The sequence below is a fragment of the Dyadobacter tibetensis Y620-1 genome, assembly GCF_000566685.1.
Lineage (GTDB): Bacteria > Bacteroidota > Bacteroidia > Cytophagales > Spirosomataceae > Dyadobacter > Dyadobacter tibetensis.
Window position 1 is genome coordinate 375,124 of sequence record NZ_AZQN01000003.1, and the last position, 20,998, is coordinate 396,121.

The window sequence follows — 20,998 nt, forward strand, 5'->3', positions numbered from 1 at the left end:
AAGGCTAGAAAGATCGAATTTAATATATAAAGTAGAAAGAAGGCTCAATTTAACTGGTTTTGTTTTTTGACATTAATATTTCGACCGGTTGGTAATGAAGAATCGAATTTATAGTGCTGGTTGGAGGATTATTCTGTAAATTGAATCTTTGTCTTATATTTATTTTAAAATGTAGGGGCTGTACAGTAATTTGACGTATATTTTTATCGAGAATTCAAAATAAAACCTGTTCCTTGTAATGATTCAATTATGGCTATAAAAGTTGCTATTTCGCATAAAACAAAGTATAAATTTGATCGTAATGTTTCATTGTCACCTCATATTTTCAGGTTACGCCCTGCGCCTCACTCGCGAACGGCTATAGAGGGGTATTCCCTAAAGATAAAACCTGAGAATCATTTTATTAATTGGCAGCAGGACCCCTTTGGGAACTATCAGGCGCGGGTGGTCTTTCCGGAAAAAACTACCGAATTAGAAATAGAGGTGGAGGTGATGGCTAAGCTACAGGTTATCAATCCCTTCGATTTTTTTGTGGAAGAATATGCAGAGCTTTATCCTTTTTCCTATGAAGCGGGACTGCAGAATGAGCTGGGGCCTTATTTAAAACCCACTGAGAACGGAAATTCGTTGATGCAATGGGTACAGGAGGCCAGTAATGTTCAAGATATGAAGACGGTAGACTTCCTGGTGTATCTTAACCAGAAAATCTACAATTACCTTCAGTATAATATTCGCATGGAAGTGGGTGTTCAGACCTGCGAAGAAACACTCACATCCCGATCTGGATCCTGTAGGGATTCGGCCTGGTTATTAGTTCAGCTGCTCCGGAACCTGGGGATTGCTGCTCGTTTCGTTTCGGGGTATCTGGTTCAGCTAACCTCCGACCTTAAGTCCTTGGATGGGCCCTCGGGGCCCGAAGAGGATTTTACTGATCTTCATGCCTGGGCAGAGGCCTATGTGCCAGGGGCAGGCTGGATTGGTTTGGATCCTACCTCGGGCCTGTTTGCCAGTGAGGGACATATACCTTTGAGCTGCACTCCTGACTACCAAAGTGCGGCACCCGTAACCGGAGCCACCGACCGTTGTGAGGTAAGTTTCGAATTTGAAAACAAAGTTTTTCGGATCCACGAAGATCCCAGGGTGACCAAACCCTATTCCGAAGCGCAATGGGCCAACGTAATGGCCGTAGGAGAAGTGGTGGAAAGAGACTTACAGGAGAATGATGTCAGGCTTACCATGGGTGGAGAGCCCACCTTCGTTTCAATAGATGACTATGAATCGCCAGAGTGGAATACAGCGGCCGACGGAACCCTCAAGCGTAAGCTAGCCTATGACCTTTCCTTACGCCTCAAAAATCGCTTCGCATTTGGAGGGTTAATGCATTTCGGCCAGGGCAAATGGTATCCTGGAGAACCTTTCCCCCGCTGGCAATATGCACTCTACTGGAGAAAAGACGGGGCAACTATTTGGAATAATGATGCACTGGTGGCCAAAGAAGATGATCCGAAGCGAGATTATAAAGACGCTAAGGTTTTTGCCCAGGAGCTTACCAGTTTCCTAGGTATCGATCGGAGCAATCTCATGGCAACTTATGAAGATCCAGTATTTTGGGCCATGGAGGAAGAAAAGCTTCCAATTAATATTGATCCCTTAAAAGTTAATCTTAAAGATCCGATAGAAAGACGGACGCTCGCGCGCTTACTGGAGAAGGGACTTAATCATCCGGCCGGTTTCGTTCTGCCTCTGAAGTGGGACTATAAAAGTCAGGAATGGTTGAGTTGCCCCTGGACATTTCGTCGAGGACACTGTTTTCTGATTCCTGGTAATTCTGCCATGGGGTTCAGGCTTCCTTTGGATTCTCTCCCTAAGGTGGCTTCAGACAAACAGGAGCCCCCAGTAGAACGGAGCCCTTTCGAAGTTTTACCCAGTCTGCCCGACTTCCATAAAGCCGTTAAGGATCGGTATGGTCGTATCTCTAGTGCCTATACCATTCCTGCGGCCCAACCGGCTGTGGATAAGGAAGAGAAAGGCGATAAGAAAAAAGACGAGCAGGTAGTGTTTGAAGTCCCGGTAATCAGAACGGCTCTGACCGTAGAAGAGAGGGAGGGAATTATCTACGTATTTCTACCCCCGACCGATTATCTGGAGCAGTATCTCGATTTGATTGCTTCCGTAGAAGCTACGGCAGAAAAACTAAAATGCCCAGTACGCATTGAGGGCTATGCATTACCATCTGATAGTCGGATCCAAAAACTCAATGTGACGCCAGATCCTGGGGTTATTGAGGTTAATATCCATCCGGCAAAAAACTGGACCGAATTGGTGGATAATATCAGTGCCTTATATGAAGAAGCTTTCTTCGCTCGTTTAGGGACAGAGAAATTTATGGTTGATGGACGGCAGACGGGTACTGGAGGGGGAAATCATGTGACCATCGGAGGTGCCACCCCTGCTGACAGTCCCATATTGCGACGCCCTGACCTGCTCCGAAGCCTTATAACTTACTGGCAACATCACCCGGCGTTAAGCTATCTATTCGCTGGACCATTCATAGGCCCCACCAGTCAGGCCCCAAGAATAGATGAAGGCCGTGATGAAAGACTTTATGAGATTGAACTCGCTTTCGACCAAATCCCGGAGGGGAAGGAAATTCCTTTCTGGATGGTGGACCGCGTATTTCGAAATCTGTTGGTAGATATAACCGGAAATACCCATCGTTCAGAGTTTTGTATGGACAAGCTGTACTCTCCGGATTCCTCCACGGGTAGGCTGGGGATTTTGGAATTTAGAGCCTTCGATATGCCTCCTCATAAACATATGAACCTGGTGCAGACTCTCTTGATTCGTGCACTAATTGCCAAGTTCTGGAAGAAACCCTATAAACATAAGCTCATACGCTGGGGAACCGAGCTCCATGACCGGTTTCTCTTACCTCACTTTGCATATTTAGATATGATTGACGTGGTAAATGATTTAAAGGAGGCCGGTTACGACTTCGATATCTCTTGGTTCGATCCTTTCTTTGAGTTTAGGTTTCCGCATTATGGTGGTATTCAGGTCGATAATATCAAGTTAGAGCTCCGTTTAGGTATTGAACCCTGGCATGTTCTGGGCGAAGAGCTTTCGAGTTCCGGAACTGCCCGTTTTGTAGACTCGTCTTTGGAGCGCCTTCAGGTAAAAATAAATGGCTTTGTAGAAGGTCGTCATCTACTGCTCTGCAATGGGTGCAGAGTGCCTTTGCGTAGTTCGGGAGTGAAATCGGAGTATGTGGCAGGCATACGGTATAAAGCCTGGAATCCGCCATCGGCCCTGCATCCTACCATTGGAGCAGATGCTCCGTTGGTATTCGATATTGTAGATACCTGGAATAACCGTATATTGGGCGGTTGTACTTATTTTGTTTCGCACCCCGGCGGTAGAAGCTTTGATCGTTATCCCGTCAATAGTTTCGAGGCGGAATCCCGAAAAATCAGCTTGTTCCAGGGCTTTGGCCATACACCTACGACCCAGGGAGAGATCCCCATAGTCACCAAGGAGAGCGGTGCTGTATCCAGATTCGTAGCCGAAACCAAGAAAGAGTTAAAAGCGGATGCTCCTAAAGAGTTGATCGATGCAGAATATCCCAATACACTCGATCTGCGCAAGTTCTGGAAGGCGAAATAGGGGTGCTTGACCTCCACGTCCCTTTTTGATTTAGAATGATTTAGGAGGGACGTTTAATTGTTAATATTTATGTTTACCGAAGCTACTGCCAATCTCATTCAGGATTATAAAAATACGCTACATTCTTATGATGAAGTACTTGATTCCAAAGGGGTAATTAAGCCTCATTGGATGGCTCTTTTTGCCAATCTGCAGCGTTTGGGCATGGACGACCTTGTCCAGCGCAATCAGGAAGTCATTGCCAAGCTGAAAGAAAATGGAGTAACCTATCACGTTTATGAGTCGGCAGAAGGGCCCGCAAGGCCCTGGCGTCTGGATCCCATACCTTTTCTGATAGAGCAAAAGGAATGGAGGGAAATCACTTTAGGCCTTGAACAGAGGGCCGTACTCATGGAATTGATTTTGAAAGATCTATACGGGCCTCAAAACCTGGTTAAAGATGCTGTGATTCCTGCTGAGCTGCTTTACGCCAACACCGGTTTTTTTAGGCCCTGCACGGATTTGTATCAGGGGAAGGGACCGGTGCTGTCCCTTTTTGCTGCCGACATGTCGCGAGGGCCCGATGGGCGTATGTGGATCGTCGATAATCGTACACAGGCTCCTTCCGGATCGGGCTATGCTCTGGAAAATCGTTTGGTTACCAGCAAACTACTTCCTGAGCTAGCCGAGGGAATGCATATTCAGAAGTTGTCTCCCTATTTTGGTGGGGTCCAGGAGCGTGTTCTTTCCCTTTCTGAACGCGGGGAAGATTCGTCCAATGTCGTATATCTTACACCCGGACCCCGAAATGAATCGTATTTCGAACATGCCTATTTATCCTCCTATCTGGGCTATACCCTGGCTCAGGGAGAAGATTTGTTGGTGCGGGATAGTACCGTTTATCTGAAATCTATTGATGGATTACAGCGTGTTGATGTAATAGTCAGGCGTATAGACGATGACTGGTCCGATCCGCTTGAGTTGAGAGAAGACTCTCAATTAGGAGTTCCTGGACTCCTTCAGGCTATCAGAAAAGGGACGGTACAAGTGATGAATCCTCCTGGTGTCAGTTTGGTTGAAAACCATGCATTTTTGGCATTTATGCCCAATATCAGTAGGTATTTCTTAGGAGAGGAATTGAAAATGCCTTCTGTAGCTACCTGGTGGTGTGGGCATGCTAAGGAGTTACGTTATGTGTTGGACAACCTAGGCGGATTAATAATAAAAAAAGCCAATCGAAAATCCAAGTTCCCATCCATATACGGGCGTATGCTTACCGCCAAGGATAGGGAGATTCTGAAGCGGCAGATTCTGCGGGCCCCCCACGATTATGTGGCGCAGGAGGAGGTTAGCTTGTCGACAACACCCTCTTTAGTGGAGGGGAAGATCGTGCCAAGAAATGCGGCTTTAAGGGCATTTATGGTCAGTGATGGGGAAGGAGGTTACCGGGTGATGGAAGGCGGCCTTACCAGAAGTTCATCGGTAAAGGATCGATTTGTTGTCTCTAACCAGCAAGGGGGGCTTTCGAAGGATACCTGGATCGTGTCCGATGAACTGGAGCGCCGCAATGAAAAAATAAAGCTGCCCGGATTGACAGTAGCCCCTAAGCAGGTAAGCCTTCCCAGTCGCAGTGCTGAGAATTTGTTCTGGGTGGGGCGGTATTGTGAGCGTGCCATGGGGGGAATAAAATTTATGAATATTCTGGTTAACGTACTCAACCTCGATCGCAACTTCGCAGGTACTTCCAAGCCCGATCATATCAAGGTATTGCTGCAAACCCTGACGCATTTAACGGCAACCAGACCAGGATTTTTGGAAGGTAATGCCGAATCCATGGACCCTTATCCCGAAATTATTGATGTGTTTATCAATCAGGGGCGGGTAGGTTCTATCGCTGCCAGTATTACCTACTTTCTCAACGCGGTAGGCTCAGTACGCAATCAGTGGGATATAGAAGTGTGGCGAATTATTGATCAGATAGAAAATGGTTACAGTCTGACCCAAAAATCCGAAGCGGTGACCAAGCATAACGTCCAGAAGCATATGGACTCGCTTTATAGTAATATGTTTACCTTTCTAGGTGTTGTTGCCGAAACAATGCCCCGAGATCATAGTTACTCCTTAATAAATGCCGGTAAACTTATCGAACGTATTTTGGGGAAGCTTACCGTTATCAAATACTGTTTCTGCCTGCAGCAACAGGAAACTGCTCAGGAAGAGCTAGTGGAAGCGGTTCTACTAAATCAGCATTTACTGGTCAATTACCGCCAGTTGTATAAGTCCCAGATGCATATGGTCCCGATGTTAGATATGGTCTTATTAGAAAAAGCCCATCCTTTTTCTATTGTGAGTATGTTAAAAGAGTTGGATGAATGTTTGAAAAGTTTGCCAAGAACATCGGAGAAGGAGCGCCTGAATGCAGCGGGAAAAGCAATTTTGAAGGCTCTTTCCACGGTTGAGCTTGCTGATGTCACACAGCTCGCATTAGTGTACGGGGGAGGGGAGCGCCAGAGACTTGTTGATTTGCTGGAGCGGCTAAGCGATCTGGTAAAGCAGGTTTCGGTGGAATTGACCAACCTATATTTTAGTCATAGCTTTATGCAGCATTCTTTTGTTATTCCCAAGGAAGATGATGAAATATAAACTTATCCATAAAACTATTTACAAATATCCCAGTCTGGTGACAGGGTATCAGAGTCTGTTATGCCTCGAACCCAAGACCATGCTGGGGCAGGAGTGTGAATCATTTCAGCTGGATATAGATCCTGCTCCCGCCGAAATTGTCCAGAGGACTGATTTCTACGGTAACAGTACACATTATTTCTCCTTGCACCGGCCCCATACTGAACTATCGGTAACGGCCACCAGTCTGGTACAAAGGGAAGCTATTGCCGATGTTAAGATGAATCCTGCTATTACTTGTAAAGAGGCCAAGGATTTGCTGGCCCACGACCGTTCTTTGCGCATTAAAATGCTGGAATACATGCTGGCCAGTCCTATGGTAAGATGGGATGAAGAGATCGTGTCTTTTGCAAAGGACTGCTTTGAGGATCATCGCCCCTTGTATGATTGTGTTAAGACTTTTTGTCAAAAAATTTTCGTGGTTTTCGATTTTACTCCTCAATTCTCTACGGTAAACACACCAATCAAAGAAGTATTGGCGGCGAAAAAGGGTGTCTGCCAGGATTTTTCTCATCTGGCCATTGCTTGTATTCGGGGGCTGGGTTTTCCGGTGCGATACATAAGTGGGTATCTGGAAACCCTCCCCGCGCCGGGAAGCGCAAAATTGCAGGGATCCGACGCTAGCCACGCCTGGATATCGGTATATATCCCTCAATACGGGTGGTGTGACTTTGATCCTACCAATAATTTGGTTCCTGGTAGCCGGCATATTATCACTGCCTGGGGGCGAGACTATAGTGATGTACCCCCCATGAAAGGGATTATTTTTAGCTCCGGTCAGCAAAAATTAAAGGTAGAAGTGGACGTGATCCCCCTTAGTTAGAGATTATGCGTCAAATTAATGGATTGCTTTTTTTGAAAGAATTTGAGAATTGGCCTTGTTTCTCTAATTTTACGCGAGTGTTTGAAACCAGTAGTAATACAGGAAGTAAATAGAGCAATGAAAGTAGGTATGCTTTTGGAACTTAGTTGGCCTGTGAATTAATAATCATAAAATTACGGATGAAAGAAATAGCATTTAGAGATGCCATTCGCGACGCAATGTCGGAAGAGATGCGTCGGGACGAAAATATATTTCTGATGGGTGAAGAAGTTGCCGAATATAACGGTGCTTACAAAGCCAGCCAGGGAATGCTTGATGAGTTTGGTCCTGAGCGTGTAATCGACACGCCTATCGCTGAGCTTGGCTTTGCAGGTATTGGAGTAGGAGCTGCAGGAAATGGTTTGCGCCCTATCATCGAGTTTATGACTTTCAACTTTTCGCTAGTCGCCATAGACCAGATTATCAACAGCGCAGCCAAAATCCTTTCCATGTCAGGCGGCCAATATGGCTGTCCCATCGTTTTCAGAGGGCCTACTGGAAATGCTGGCCAGTTAGGGGCACAACATTCGCAAAACTTCGAGAACTGGTTTGCGAATACTCCTGGCTTGAAAGTAGTCGTACCTTCCAATCCGTACGATGCCAAAGGGCTGCTAAAAGCTTCCATTCGCGACAACAACCCCGTAATTTTCATGGAGTCCGAAGTGATGTATGGAGATAAAATGATGGTTCCTGAGGAAGAATACATTATTCCTTTGGGGAAAGCAGATGTAAAGCGCTCTGGTAAGGATGTTACCATCATCTCTTTCGGTAAAATGATTCCTAGAGTGGTTAATCCTGCGGTAGCCGAACTTGAAAAGGAGGGTATCGATGTGGAAGTGATCGATCTGCGTACGGTTCGTCCTATCGACTATGCCACCATTATCGAGTCGGTGAAGAAAACCAACCGAGCAGTAGTGGTAGAAGAAGCATGGCCTTTGGCCTCGATTTCGACAGAAATTACCTACCATATCCAACGCCACGCCTTCGACTATATGGACGCTCCGGTAATCAGAGTTACGAATCGCGATGTGCCATTGCCTTACGCTCCGACCCTGATTGAAGAAATCTTGCCTAGTCAGAAACGGGTAGTAGAAGCTGTGAAGCAAGTGATGTATAAATAATTAAATAATGGGATGCTGTAAAACCTTTTATAGCATCCCTGTTGTTTACTCAACGAAGTGCCGAACTGGTGGAAAATGGAGTAATTGCTCCCCTCCTTTGCAAACGTACCTTTAAGTAGAAATGTGTAATTTCACATTTGACTAACTTGTTAGCCTAAATTAATCATTGAAGATTATGCAAGAAGAAAGAACCCGTTATTCAGAAGAAGAACTAAAGGAATTTGAAGAGCTTATACGTACTAAGCTTGAAAATACCATGAATGAGCTTAATTACATTAAAACCGGGTTGAGCAAAAAGAATGACACAGGAACGGATATCACCTCGGGATCCACGAAGGCCGTGGAAGATGGTGCCGATGCCAGTGAGCGTGAAAATTTAAGCCAATTGGCTTCCAGGTTGCAGAAGTATTCTATTCAGTTGGAAAATGCCTTGGTGCGTATCAAGAATGGCACCTACGGTGTTTGTATCGATACAGGGAAGTTAATTCCAAAAGAGCGACTACGCATTGTACCACATACACAACAAACTATTGAAGCCAAATTGAAGAGGGCTAATTAGTTTCAAAAAACTTTAGGATGAAGACGGTATATTGACCCTCAGTTGATATGCCGTCTTTTCGTTTTCACCCAAATCGGGTATTGAGGTACGCCCCGTAATTTTGGGCCTTTTGTAATGGCTTTCAGTGAATCTGGTGACAACTATTATTTGATATCAGAGACGTTGCTTCCATTTCAAAAGTTAAAGCTTAGGGCGTTAGAGGGAGTGCCCTGGTAACTGTTAATGATCGCCATGCACAAAAGCGAATCCGCAGGTCTCCGCTTGGACGGCTGGTTTAGTTGCTTTGAAGTTGTAACCTTCAATCAATTTGTCAAGCTAGCCCATGAATATGGAGAGTAGATATCCATATTAATCCTCTTGAGCTCCCAGAACTTCCTTAAATACTTCCATCAATCCCTCTGAAGGTACCTGACCTTTATTTTTACTTTTGAAATAAGCCTCAAATAATTGATCCATACTTAAACTTAGGTCTATGGTGGAGGAATCATCCGGAGTATCTATATTCTTGATCTGTGGAATTATCTGGATAATGCCTGTATGGGCGTCGGTCATGCGTTTCTTGTCACTGGCTTCTAAGTAAGAGTCCGAAAATATCGTGAGCTCAATGAGCGCATCTTGGTTGGCCTCCAGCCAGGCACAAGCCTCATCGATCTGATAGAATTTCGCTCTTTTGAGTCTCTTACCGGATAAGAGCGGAAGCTTACGATATTCCTTTAATTGTCCCATTTCGGCGTCGAGGATGACAACGTATTTTTGTTGGTCGGCCTCGGAAAAACTGTAAGCCAATGGGCTACTCGCATACACACAGGGTGCAGGTTGACTATCCACGGTTTGGAAACGATGTAGGTGACCCAATGCAATATAATGCACTTGTGAAGGGAAGTTATGAGTATATACCGCCTGAGCGCCCCCAATGTGCAGGATAGGTCTTTCGTCCTCTGGCTCCTCGGGGGCCTCTCCCCCTTCTTTCATCACATAAAGATGAGTTACCAGAAGATTAAACCCATTAGCATCAAGGTGTGTTGAGCCAATGGTGTCCCAATGATGCTGTAGATCGGTACGCAAGGCCTCTTCCTCTTTGTCGCTACCCAGGTAGGTCTTTAGCCGTTGCTCATTAGCATAGGGAGTATGTACGACACGCAGGGGGAAAGTACAAGCGGGGAGCATCAATTCAAAAAATCCTGGCTCTGTTTTCGTAACAGCAATGCCACCCTGGGTAGTAAATTGGGGAATTTGGGTGTTGGGGTACCCTACAAATATAATTCCGCAAACCCGTGCCAGGGCGTCGGGAACCTGGATGCGTTCCGGGGAGTCATGATTGCCGGCTATAGCAATCACTGCCCTGCGTCCCTGGTCGGAGAGACGGTGAAGCGTGCTATATAATAGCTCAGTTGCTTCTGCCGAAGGGTTGAAATTGTCGAAGAGGTCACCGGCAACTACTACGGCATCTACCGACTCCCGATCTGCGATATCACAGATTTCAGCTAGCACCAAACGTTGTTCGTCCAGACGCGAATACAAGTCCAATTTTTTCCCAATATGCCAGTCGGCGGTATGCAGTATTTTCATATTCAATCATTAATTTAGCAAAACTAACATATCAACGTACAGAATTGAAATATACCAAGGTAAGATTTCGGATGGGGGGCTTTCGGACTCCGGGGTATTCTATCGTCCCACTTTATAGTTGGGTTATTCTGGCATTAATCGCTACGGGTTGTATTTCGGGCTCAGGCGATGTCTCTAAAGCGGGTGTAGCCATTTCCTTCGACGACCACTTTATTGAAGACTGGTATGCTTTAAAGCCACTTTTTGACCGGTATGATGCCAAAGTTACTTTTTTTATAACCTGTCCCGATAGTCTGACCACCCGTGAGATTCGGTTGTTAAAGGAATTGGAGAGCGACGGGCATGAAATTGGATTTCATGGCACCATACATGGCCGTGCTACGGAAATGATAGCTGCCCATGGTCCGGAGGGATATATTGAAACAGAATTAACGCCAGGGTTAGGATATATGCGTGCTGCAGGATTCTACCCCACCTCTTACGCCCATCCTGGAGGCAACCACAATTCCCGGGTAGATTCGGTATTATTGGCCCAAGGTTTTCAGATTCTGCGGGATGTAGCCCTTTCACGTAGGGAATACAAGGGCGTTCCCCTTTACCAGATGGCACCACGGATTATGCCCTGGATTTACTATTCCTTTGACCAGGCGCCTATCGTAGATGCATTGTCCATAGATATGGATGCCAGGGTGGATATTGACTCCATCAAGGAGGCTATGGAGAAAGCGAAAAATACAGGGACCGCCCTCATGCTGTTTGGCCACCAACCTCTCCAAGGTAAAGCAAAACAGGGACAATACGGCTTTGATATTGGCTTGCTGGAAGGCATCCTTAAAGAAGCCAAAATCGGTAATTTAAAATTTTACCGAATGTCCGATCTGGTGAAAAACTAGTTTCTACCGTCCAAATCGCTTGTCCTTATATGCTAATAGCGGTTTTTCGAAATAGTTAAAGGATAAAGCGGAGACCCCTACCGATAGCAATACGGTAAATACGTACAGAATAATGTGATAAAAGGAGCCCTCTAAAGTTGGGAAATACCTTTCCAGCAGATTCATCAGCAATACCAAGACAGCCACATGGTAGAGGTAAAGTCCGTAGGAAATTTTCCCTATATATTTAACCACAGGGTTCTCAAGATGGATGATGGTGTCAGGATTGCAAGACACATTTAAGACGAAGAATCCGAAGAATAAGGCATAAACTTCCAGGAAACCCGTAAAATGTAATCCCGAGAAGAATAGTACCAGCAGCAAGGTGTAAACAAGGAGTTGGCTGTCTTTTCTAAACAGGATATTGAGTATTTTCTCCTTGTTATGGAAAACGAGCCAGGCGCAGCCCCCGCCCAAAGCCATCGTTTGGATACGGAATTGGCCCACAAAGGTGCCGATAATTCGTAGTTTTTCGCTTACAGGGATATCGCCTCTAAAGTGAATACCTATCCAAAGTAGTAAAGCAGTTGCAGCCAAAAAGAGGAGAAGAATCAGTATTTTTCGTTTGGGATATTTAATCAGCCATGGCCATAGGTAATAAAACTGTTCTTCCACCCCGATAGACCAGGCCTGGGCACACCAGTAGGGAAGATCGTATAATACGAAAGCATAATTGGGTAATACGAGCAATAGCAAGGCCAGCCGTTCAGGATAGTATTGCTGAAGAGTATTGTCTATTCCTGGATATTCCAGCAAGGCAAGATGCGGGAACCAGAACAGGCTGAGTAAGATCATCAGGAAATAGATGGGCCAAATACGAAACACTCTTCTGAGATAAAATTTCTTGGCGTCAATATTCCCAAATCGGGCTTTTTCGTCCAGCAATAGGTAGGTAATCAGGAATCCACTGAGCACAAAAAATAGCCCCACACCGAGTCGGCCGGCATGCTTGATGATAGCCGAGTCGTAGATGTTAGGAATGTTTAATGCATGCTTGGCTTGCTCTATATGGTGAAATACCACCAGGAGTGCAGCTATGCAGCGCACGCCGTTGAGATTGGGGAAATAGCGTTTTTTCTCAGCCGACACGGGATCGTAGTTATGGGATATCAGTATAATGTGTGTTCAGGATAGTAGAGGATTAGTTAAACCAGCTCATCCACTTATTTTGAGCCTTTAAAATCTGTTCTACTAAGTCGCGAACAGCCCCGCGGCCTCCATTGCATGGAGAGATGTAATCGGCCAGATCTAGAATTTCCGGAGCGGAGTCTGCGGGGCAAGCTGCTAACACGCCGGTGCGCATCACCTCATAATCGGGCAGGTCATCTCCCATAAACACGACCTCATCCTCTGTCAGCCCATGTTCCGCCATATATTTTTTATAAATAGGAAGTTTGCCGTCGGGGGAGGCTCCTATGTAAATATCTGAAACACCTAAATATTCCAGGCGTTTGCGAACCCCTGTTTGATTTTGGGCCGAGATAATGGCTACCCTGTAGCCAAGTTTGATGGCTCTGTTAATTCCATATCCGTCGCGAACATTGAAGACCCGAGGTTGTTCCCCACTTTCAAGGGCGATTACACTGCCATCGGTCATGACGCCATCGATATCGAAAATGAATGTGGTTATCCTTTTAAAACGGTCGGTAATGTTAAGATCCATCATTGGGGGTGTATTGGCTTTTTTTGCAAATATAGTCGATCTTTTTTGGGGTATGCGTAAAATGTCAGGAATTAGGTCCCTGGCTTTCCTGAATATGATGTGTGAGCAGGCTATATATTGCGCTAATATTTGGATCGGCTTCTTCGAGATACTCCAGATGTCGATCCAAGGTATTACTATCCCCCCTGAGGGCCGGTCCGGTTAGGCCTTCTGCCGGATCTTCAGCACTGAGGGCTTTCTCAATAGTGGCGCTGATCAACGGTTTGAGCAGTTCGAAGTCCAAATCCTCATTTTGCACGATATGGTGAGAAATAGCGAGTAGATGCGTGGTGAAATTACTGGCAAACACTGCAGCAACATGATACACCAGCCGCTCGTAGGAATTCAGAACTTTTACTTGTCCGCTAATTGTTTCTGCCAATGAGATGAGCCTTTCTTCGGTTTCTTTGTCTCGGCTTTCTATGCAGAATGGGATGGTATTATAGTTGAGAGGTACCCCTTTCGTAAAGGTTTGTAGGGGATAAAAAATACCAGTCTGTACGTCGACGTCGCTATATATATCTACCAGATTTTGGAGAGCGGCCAAGGTTGTTGTGCCCGAGGTATTCACCAGAATGGTATTCTCTGGAAGCACGATCTGCTGCATCACTTCATCCAGGGCATGATCGCTGATTGCCAGCAGAATCAACTCTGCAGGACTTTCAGAAAAATTCAAGGAATCTACTACGTCCGTGTCATATAGCTGAGCGGCGAGAAGAGCGGCATGATGCGGATTGCGGCTATAAATTTCACAAATCCAATGGCCCGCATCTTCAAGTGCTTGGGAGAGGTGCCAGGCCACGTTGCCTGAGCCAACAATTGATATTTTCATAAAACTGGTGATTTTATCATGGCCAAGTTAAGTGGTGGAACTAATTTTCCCAAATCAATCCACGAGTGGGGCGGTTTGTTGAGCGGAGGTAATGCCATCGGGTAACTCCATGATTCGTATATTGCGGAAGTGGATTTCGGCACCTTCTGCCTCCAGACAGATATAGCCTCTCTTTCGTTCAGACTCCCGTAGGCCGTTAACAAATTTGCCATTTACCGATAATTTTACCACACCATCCACACAAACGACCACATATTTATTCCATTCGCCTGCACCTTTACACCTTTTTTCCAAAGATTTGCTGCGGATTCCTCTGGGATTGTCGGGGATGGCTGTCATGCCCATAGTCGGAAAAAGCTCGCCATGAACATAATCGTCTGTAACTTGGTGAAGGGGGGCATATTGAAGCTCCAACATTTGGACTTCTATAGCCTTGGTCAGCGGATCGTCTTTAAATTGGGTGCCTTCGCTCCAGACGAATACTCCTGAGTTTCCGCCGGCTTCCATATGGCGCCATTCTATCTCCATGATAAAATTTTCGTACTGCCTGGCGGTGCGCATGACTCCGATAGGTAAGCCTGAACAGATAAGCAAGCCATCTTTTACTTTCCAGGTATCCTCTGCGGTATTAACATTCACCCAACCGTCCAGATTATCTCCATTAAATAGAGGTCGAAAAGTCAGGTCCTGGCCGGAGCAAATGGCAGAAATATGCAGGGTAAGCAGCAGGCACATGGAAAAGCGGAGGTGGGGAATAGAAATCATAAAAGTTAAATAATTCGGGTGAACTGGAAATAATAGAAGGAGGAAAACAGGCGCTCATACTGACTAAACCTTGTATTAAATGGGATAATGATAATTTGGGCATCCCAAGGAAGCGTAGGATTGTTTTTGACATTTCGAAACATATTTGTAAATCAAAATGTTAAACGCTATATTTGCACTCCATTTTCCAGTGAGCTGTTCTTGCTGGGGTGTAAATTATTGAAAATCAATTAAATTTTTTGTTAATCGTGGATACGTTAAGCTACAAAACCATCTCGGCGAACAAAAACACAGTAAACAAGGAGTGGATCGTTGTCGATGCCAAGGATGCAGTTTTAGGTCGTTTGGCCAGTGAAATTGCAAAGATGATCAGAGGCAAGCACAAGACCAATTATACTCCTCATGTTGATTGTGGTGATAACGTGATCGTTATCAACGCCGATAAAGTAAAGTTGACAGGTAAGAAGATGTCGGACAAAGTTTATGTTCGTCACACTGGTTACCCAGGAGGTCAACGTTTTCAGACTCCTCGCGAGTTACTCGAAAAACACCCAGAGCGTGTGATCGAGAAAGCCGTAAAAGGCATGCTACCTAAGAATCGTTTAGGTCGCCGTTTGTTCACCAATCTGTTTGTTTATGCTGCCGGTGAGCACCCACATAGTGCTCAGCAGCCCAAAGAAATCCAGTTGTAATTCATGGAAGTTATCAACACAATAGGTAGAAGAAAAACTGCCGTAGCGCGTATTTACCTAACGCCAGGCAAAGGAGAGATCAAGGTGAACGGCCGTGATTTCAAGGAGTATTTTCCATTTGAAGTACACCAAATTGTGCTTCAGCAGCCATTCGTTACTTTGGAAGAAGGCAATGGTTACGATGTCAAAGTTAACGTAAGAGGTGGTGGTGTTACAGGACAAGCTGAGGCTATCCGTATGGCCGTATCTCGTGCTTTGGTAGAGTATAATGGAGAATTCCGTCCAGCGTTGAAGAAAGAAGGATTCCTTACTCGTGACCCACGTATGGTTGAGCGTAAGAAATACGGTCGTCGGAAAGCACGTCGTAGATTCCAGTTCTCGAAACGTTAATATTTCGGTACATGGGTTTCGGGCTTTGGCGCCCTTTGGTCAGCTGATACGAAACGCATGCTGAATAGTCCAGACAGTACTTATCGTGCCCGATGTGCTGTGCTGCGTATTCAAATTATTAATATTTTAAATCAAACTAGGCAATGGCACAGTTAGAATATAAGGATTTATTGGATGCAGGTGTGCATTTTGGACACCTTACCCGCAAGTGGGATCCACGTATGGCTCCGTACATTTTTATGGAGAAGAACGGGATCCACATCATTGACCTGAACAAAACCTTGAGCTGCCTTTCAGAAGTGGAAGCAGCCATCAAGCAGATTGTTCGTTCAGGACGTAAGATCATGTTTGTAGCTACCAAAAAACAGGCTCAAGAAATCGTTTCGGAAGAAGCAAAAAGGTTGAAAATGCCTTATGTTACCGATCGTTGGTTGGGTGGGATGCTTACAAACTTTGGTACGATTCGCAAGTCTTTGAAGAAAATGCAGACACTTGAGAAGATGCTAAAAGACGATACCACGGTTAGCAATATTGCGAAGAGAGAACGCCTGATGCTTACACGTGAAAAGGACAAATTGGAGCGAGTTCTAGGTGGTGTAGCGGACCTAACACGCCTTCCAGCTGCTCTTTTCATCGTTGATGTAAAACGCGAGCACATTGCCGTTTCAGAGGCCAAGCGGTTGAACATCCCCATTTTTGCTATCTGCGATACCAACTCTAACCCTGAATTGGTAGACTTCCCCATCCCGAGTAACGATGATGCTTACAAAGCAATATCGTTAATTACTCTGGCAGTTGGTAAGGCTATCGAAGAAGGACTTATGGAGCGCAAGCAAGATAAGGACGATCAGCGCCTAGCCGAAGAAGAAGAGGCTAAAAGACAAGCCGACAAGGCACAAGCCGAAGCAGCAGCTCCAGCAGCAGCCGCTAAGGTTGCCGAAGGCGACGCAGAATAATCAGGGCGATAAGGAGAGGCTTATAATCCTTTCTGTCTGAATATAGATCATGTAGCCCATAGCCTCAATGCTATGGGCTATTATTTTTAGAATATAATTTTTTGATAAAATTGATATTCCCGTAACACCCTTTTGAAGCTAGGGGTTGTTACAGTTCGTTATTACAAAGAATAAACATAAATAAGACCATGGCAATTACTGCACAAGATGTAAACAAGCTGCGCCAGATGACCGGTGCTGGTATGATGGATTGTAAGAAGGCTCTTCAAGAAGCTGAAGGTGACTTCGATAAAGCGGTGGATATTCTACGTAAGCAAGGCCAGAAAGTGGCTGCCAAGCGTGCGGACAACGCCGTTTCTGAAGGAACCGTTTTGGTTAACATCAGTGAAGATGGATCTACTGGTAAATTGATGGCATTGGCCTGCGAAACAGAACCAGTTTCTAATGTGGAAGACTTCAAAAATCTTGCACAAAGCATTTTGGATGTCGCCGTTTCCTCTGGTGCAGATAGCAAAGAGGCGTTAATGGCAACTCCTTTGGCAGATGGTCGTCCTGTTTCTGAACATATTATCGACCTTACTGGTAAGTTAGGTGAGAAGCTAGAGATTATTTCTTTCGAATCTGTTCAGGCTGATAAAGTAGTTCCTTATATCCACTCAAATGGAAAATTGGGTGTATTGGTAGCGTTCGATGGCGTAAACGGTGTTGACGTTGCAGAATTAGGAAAAGATGTGGCCATGCAAATTGCAGCCATGAAGCCTATCGCCTTGGATAAGGACGAAGTCGATTCAGCTACTGTTGAGCGTGAAATAGAAGTGGGTAAGGACCAGGCAAGAGCTGAAGGTAAGCCTGAAGCCATGCTTGAGCGCATCGCCCAAGGTAAGCTGCAGAAATTCTACAAGGACAATACTTTGTTGAATCAGGAGTTTGTAAAAGATTCTTCCTTGACTATCCGCCAGTTATTGGAAAAAACGGCCAAAGGCCTTACTGTAAAATCCTTTAAGCGGGTAGCGATAGGTGCCTAAGTAGGTATTTTATCGTAATATTTCGAAACAACGCCTGGTATAGTCTTGTATACTGGGCGTTGTTTTTTAATATTTACATGATATTTATCAGTTTGTGAAAAATTTGATACTTTTACGTAGCTTGAATACCGCACACTTATGATTAAAGCTTCAAAGTCCAACGCCCTGAATAATCATTCTGACGAGGAATTGGTTAGTATGTTTGTAGATTCTCAACAGAATAAGTACTTTGAGGTGCTCTATGAACGCTATTCCGATAAGGTTTATCAAAAATGTCTTTCCTTTGTTAAAGATCCTGCCAAAGCAGAAGATTTAACACATGATATTTTTTTAAAGCTTATTTTTAAGCTGGGGACTTTCAAGCAAGATGCCAAGTTCTCCACTTGGCTGTATAGTATCACCTATAACCAGTGTATGGATCAGCTTCGTACCTATAAGAAAAGGGGCGAGGTAACCAGCGATGACCCCATTGAGGTGCCCGACGATGTAGATTTGGACACGATTTTTGACGGGGAGGACGTTCAGGTAAAAAATTTAAAATTGGCCATGAGCCATCTTACCGTCGACGAAAAGGGTATATTGTTTATGAAATACATGGACGATATGAGCATCAAAGACATTGCTACGGTTTTCGATATTACCGAAAGTGCGGTTAAAATGAGGCTCTTACGGTCTAGAGAGAAGTTACGAAAGAAATACCTGGAGACCATTGTTTTCCTGGGCATTCTTGCTTTAAAGCTAATTGAAATTATCCGTGTCATCGTTTAACCCGAATCGTTATGCCAAATGGTAATGATATTTTTAAAGAGATTGCTCCCGATGCTAAGGTTCCGGAATACCTTAAAAATGCACTGGTGAGTGAGGTCAATGCGATCCGAGATGCTATGCAAATTCTCAATCATTTTACTGAAAACTACCTTAATACCTTTGTGGCTGTGCTTTCTCCCGATGATACAGATGATTCGGAAAGCCGTCAGGAGAACCCATGAGTTGCAAAGCCAGGACCATAACACTATACTTATCTTACCCATAGAAACAATAATTGCACTATAACGCTTATTAGATTATGAATAATTTTCCGAACATTACTGAGATCTTACTCAACACTTTTCACACCCTGATCAATCAATTTGTAGAGTTTGTCCCTCGGGTGATTGGCTGTCTGGTAATATTGGTGGTCGGTTATCTAGTGGCCCGAGGAGTTCGGATCCTAATTTCCCAGGTGCTGAGCAGAGTAGGGCTCGATCGAATCGGAGACAGGCTCAATGAAATTGACATCATCAAGAAACTTAAAACAGAGATCAAGTTAAGTGATGTCGTAGCGACCATATTCTACTATTACATATTACTGATTTTTCTGACCTTTGCGGCAGATACCCTCGGGGTGGATACTATTACCAATATGGTACTTTCGTTGGTAAGTTTTATCCCCAAACTAATAGCCGGAGCTATTATGCTTCAAGTTGGAATCATGCTATCCGATGCGTTGAAAACGGGAGTTATCTCTATCTGTAAATCATTCAACATCTCCGCAGCCAAGCTAATTGGTAATATCGTCTTTGTATTTTTCTTAATCATTACGTTTATCACGGCATTGGGGCAGGTAGGCATTGAAACTGCACTGCTCGAGTCTAGTTTCACCATCATCTTCGGTGGGGCTATTGCAGCATTTGGCTTGGGCTATGGAATCGCTTCCCGCGATGTGCTGGCCAATATCATTTCTTCTTTCTACAGCCGTAAAAATCACCATATTGGTCAGGTAATTAAAATAGGCGACGTAAAAGGTGTAATCTCTAAGATTGATTCAACTTCCGTTACAGTCGTCAGTGAACACGCCACCACGATCGTTCCCCTGCAAATGTTCCAGTCACACCAGGTGGAAGTCTTTAATTCATAGTTTATTTTATTTTTTTTCTCACTTATGCACATTTCTTTAAAAAAAATCTGCCTGCTAAGTCTATGCGGTATGGGCTTGGCCATACAGGTTCAAGCACAAAAGGTAGAGCTCGACAACGAGCTAAGTAAGTCCAAGCTTAGCGTTACAAATGACACTACCGCAAGAAAAATTGAATTTGGGGCTAACCTCAATCAAGGCTCCTTTAGTACCAATTGGACTGGTGGTGGTGTAAATTCTGTAGCTTTGGGCTTGTTTTTCAATGCACTTAGTCTAAACAAAAAAGGTGTACATTCCTGGCGTAACGACTTCCAGTCTCAGTACGGTATCGTAAAGAATAAGGGGCAGGAAAGCCGAAAGAATATTGACAAAATCTATTTTGACAGCAAATACAATCGGGAGTTATCTGAGCATTGGAGCTTGTTTGGTAATTTTAACTTTCTATCCCAGTTCGGCAAAGGTTTTGAATACGTATCAGAAGATGGAGCACCCGAATATCGCAAACATGTTTCCGGGCTTTTTTCGCCAGCTTATCTTACTGAGGCTATTGGTATAGAATATAAGCCTGTCCCTTACTTTTTTGTAGATTTCGCTCCGGCGGCTCTCCGTCAGACCATTGTGATAGACAAGAATATTCAGGAGTCGGTACCTACCAATTACGGGGTTCCTTTCAATAAGAAAATCAGGAATGAGGTAGGTATCATTCAGCTGGTGGCCAATTTTGACAAGGATATAGCTAAGGATGTCAACCTGAAATTTAGATACCTCGTTTATACCTCCTATAATAAAAACATATTGACGGATAAGAAGGAGTTTAACGGGGATCACCGCTTCGATGCCTCCATAAATGCCAAGATCGCCAAATATTTTAATGTGAATCTCAGTGCTATCCTGGTTTACGATAAGGATCAGCATGCTAATGTTCAGTTCGCTCAGGGTTTAGGGGTTGGTTTCCTTTATCAAATTAAATAATATAGTTCATTTAAACAGCACACAATCATGTTACAAGAGTTTAAAACCTTTATAGCCAAGGGAAATGTATTAGATCTGGCCGTAGGTGTCATCATCGGAGCAGCTTTCGGCAAAATAACAACCTCTCTGGTAGAAGATATTCTTAACCCAATAATTGGCCTTGTGATCGGAGGCACGGACCTATCTCAGCTGAAATATGTTTTGAAAGAGGCAGTGGGAGAAACACCTGAAGTGGCCATAATGTATGGTAATTTTATTCAATCCGTTATCCAGTTCTTGCTCATTGCATGGGTTATTTTCCTGATTGTGAAAGGAGCCAACAGAATGCGACTTACCGAAGAAAAGAAGGAATAATAAGCCTTAACACAGCAAAAAAGGGACGTGATATCATGTCCCTTTTTTG

Annotated in this window: 20 protein-coding genes; 15 read left to right on the forward strand and 5 right to left on the reverse strand. The window is 44.5% G+C overall.

Features of this window, described 5'->3' with window-relative positions; genetic code table 11:
- The first annotated feature begins 249 nt into the window (after nucleotides 1-249).
- The 5 genes from X939_RS0108590 to X939_RS0108610 all read left to right on the forward strand — a co-directional run bounded on the left by X939_RS0108590 (nucleotide 250) and on the right by X939_RS0108610 (nucleotide 8,866).
- Nucleotides 250-3,663 carry a transglutaminase family protein gene (locus X939_RS0108590; protein WP_025762853.1) on the forward strand — a complete coding sequence of 1,138 codons (3,414 nt, stop codon included), beginning with the start codon at nucleotides 250-252 and terminating at the stop codon, nucleotides 3,661-3,663.
- Nucleotides 3,664-3,732: 69 nt separating this feature from the next.
- On the forward strand, nucleotides 3,733-6,285 hold the full coding sequence (locus tag X939_RS0108595; protein WP_025762854.1) for a circularly permuted type 2 ATP-grasp protein: 2,553 nt from the start codon (nucleotides 3,733-3,735) through the stop codon (nucleotides 6,283-6,285).
- Entirely contained in the window at nucleotides 6,272-7,147 is an 876-nt protein-coding gene (locus X939_RS0108600; protein ID WP_229236031.1) for a transglutaminase family protein, read from the forward strand. The genes X939_RS0108595 and X939_RS0108600 overlap by 14 nt, the downstream gene beginning before the upstream one ends.
- 179 nt (nucleotides 7,148-7,326) lie before the next feature.
- Nucleotides 7,327-8,307: a pyruvate dehydrogenase complex E1 component subunit beta gene (locus X939_RS0108605; protein ID WP_025762856.1), complete on the forward strand. Its 981-nt coding sequence runs from the start codon at nucleotides 7,327-7,329 to the stop codon at nucleotides 8,305-8,307.
- A gap of 175 nt (nucleotides 8,308-8,482) precedes the next feature.
- Nucleotides 8,483-8,866: a TraR/DksA family transcriptional regulator gene (locus X939_RS0108610; RefSeq protein ID WP_374754295.1), complete on the forward strand. Its 384-nt coding sequence runs from the start codon at nucleotides 8,483-8,485 to the stop codon at nucleotides 8,864-8,866.
- Between the two features lie 348 nt (nucleotides 8,867-9,214).
- Here the strand turns inward: X939_RS0108610 and X939_RS0108615 are convergent, their stop codons facing one another.
- Complete coding sequence (locus X939_RS0108615; protein WP_025762858.1) at nucleotides 9,215-10,435, reverse strand: metallophosphoesterase family protein; 1,221 nt, start codon at nucleotides 10,433-10,435, stop codon at nucleotides 9,215-9,217.
- A 44-nt stretch (nucleotides 10,436-10,479) separates the two neighbouring features.
- Here X939_RS0108615 and X939_RS0108620 point away from each other — a divergent pair, with 44 nt between their 5' ends.
- Nucleotides 10,480-11,328 carry a polysaccharide deacetylase family protein gene (locus X939_RS0108620; protein WP_229236032.1) on the forward strand — a complete coding sequence of 283 codons (849 nt, stop codon included), beginning with the start codon at nucleotides 10,480-10,482 and terminating at the stop codon, nucleotides 11,326-11,328.
- 3 nt (nucleotides 11,329-11,331) lie between these two features.
- Here the strand turns inward: X939_RS0108620 and X939_RS0108625 are convergent, their stop codons facing one another.
- From X939_RS0108625 to X939_RS0108640, 4 genes are all read right to left on the reverse strand, one after another.
- A complete protein-coding gene (locus X939_RS0108625) occupies nucleotides 11,332-12,456 on the reverse strand; it encodes an acyltransferase family protein (protein ID WP_025762860.1) in 1,125 nt (374 codons plus the stop codon).
- Nucleotides 12,457-12,508: 52 nt separating this feature from the next.
- The gene (locus X939_RS0108630) at nucleotides 12,509-13,030 is read right to left on the reverse strand and encodes a KdsC family phosphatase (RefSeq protein WP_025762861.1); all 522 of its coding nucleotides are present in this window, start codon (nucleotides 13,028-13,030) and stop codon (nucleotides 12,509-12,511) included.
- A 64-nt stretch (nucleotides 13,031-13,094) separates the two neighbouring features.
- The gene (locus tag X939_RS0108635) at nucleotides 13,095-13,901 is read right to left on the reverse strand and encodes a Rossmann-like and DUF2520 domain-containing protein (RefSeq protein WP_025762862.1); all 807 of its coding nucleotides are present in this window, start codon (nucleotides 13,899-13,901) and stop codon (nucleotides 13,095-13,097) included.
- A gap of 54 nt (nucleotides 13,902-13,955) precedes the next feature.
- Nucleotides 13,956-14,666 (reverse strand): 3-keto-disaccharide hydrolase, encoded by a 711-nt coding sequence (locus X939_RS0108640; RefSeq protein ID WP_131694724.1) that lies wholly within the window; start codon nucleotides 14,664-14,666, stop codon nucleotides 13,956-13,958.
- 248 nt (nucleotides 14,667-14,914) lie between these two features.
- Here X939_RS0108640 and rplM point away from each other — a divergent pair, with 248 nt between their 5' ends.
- The 9 genes from rplM (at nucleotide 14,915) to mscL (ending at nucleotide 20,949) form a co-directional block, all read left to right on the forward strand.
- Nucleotides 14,915-15,358 (forward strand): 50S ribosomal protein L13, encoded by a 444-nt coding sequence (rplM, locus tag X939_RS0108650; RefSeq protein ID WP_025762864.1) that lies wholly within the window; start codon nucleotides 14,915-14,917, stop codon nucleotides 15,356-15,358.
- Nucleotides 15,359-15,361: 3 nt separating this feature from the next.
- Complete coding sequence (gene rpsI / locus X939_RS0108655) at nucleotides 15,362-15,748, forward strand: 30S ribosomal protein S9 (protein ID WP_025762865.1); 387 nt, start codon at nucleotides 15,362-15,364, stop codon at nucleotides 15,746-15,748.
- Nucleotides 15,749-15,891: 143 nt separating this feature from the next.
- Nucleotides 15,892-16,704: a 30S ribosomal protein S2 gene (rpsB, locus tag X939_RS0108660; protein ID WP_025762866.1), complete on the forward strand. Its 813-nt coding sequence runs from the start codon at nucleotides 15,892-15,894 to the stop codon at nucleotides 16,702-16,704.
- A 188-nt stretch (nucleotides 16,705-16,892) separates the two neighbouring features.
- The gene (gene tsf, locus X939_RS0108665; RefSeq protein WP_025762867.1) at nucleotides 16,893-17,729 is read left to right on the forward strand and encodes a translation elongation factor Ts; all 837 of its coding nucleotides are present in this window, start codon (nucleotides 16,893-16,895) and stop codon (nucleotides 17,727-17,729) included.
- Nucleotides 17,730-17,867: 138 nt separating this feature from the next.
- A complete protein-coding gene (locus X939_RS0108670) occupies nucleotides 17,868-18,497 on the forward strand; it encodes an RNA polymerase sigma factor (RefSeq protein WP_044198841.1) in 630 nt (209 codons plus the stop codon).
- 11 nt (nucleotides 18,498-18,508) lie between these two features.
- Nucleotides 18,509-18,718, forward strand: a complete 210-nt coding sequence (locus tag X939_RS0108675; protein WP_025762869.1) for a hypothetical protein — start codon at nucleotides 18,509-18,511, stop codon at nucleotides 18,716-18,718.
- A gap of 77 nt (nucleotides 18,719-18,795) precedes the next feature.
- Nucleotides 18,796-19,626, forward strand: a complete 831-nt coding sequence (locus X939_RS0108680; RefSeq protein ID WP_025762870.1) for a mechanosensitive ion channel family protein — start codon at nucleotides 18,796-18,798, stop codon at nucleotides 19,624-19,626.
- A 24-nt stretch (nucleotides 19,627-19,650) separates the two neighbouring features.
- Entirely contained in the window at nucleotides 19,651-20,595 is a 945-nt protein-coding gene (locus tag X939_RS0108685) for a DUF3078 domain-containing protein (protein ID WP_025762871.1), read from the forward strand.
- Nucleotides 20,596-20,622: 27 nt separating this feature from the next.
- Nucleotides 20,623-20,949, forward strand: a complete 327-nt coding sequence (mscL, locus tag X939_RS0108690; protein ID WP_025762872.1) for a large-conductance mechanosensitive channel protein MscL — start codon at nucleotides 20,623-20,625, stop codon at nucleotides 20,947-20,949.
- Nucleotides 20,950-20,998: the final 49 nt, after the last annotated feature.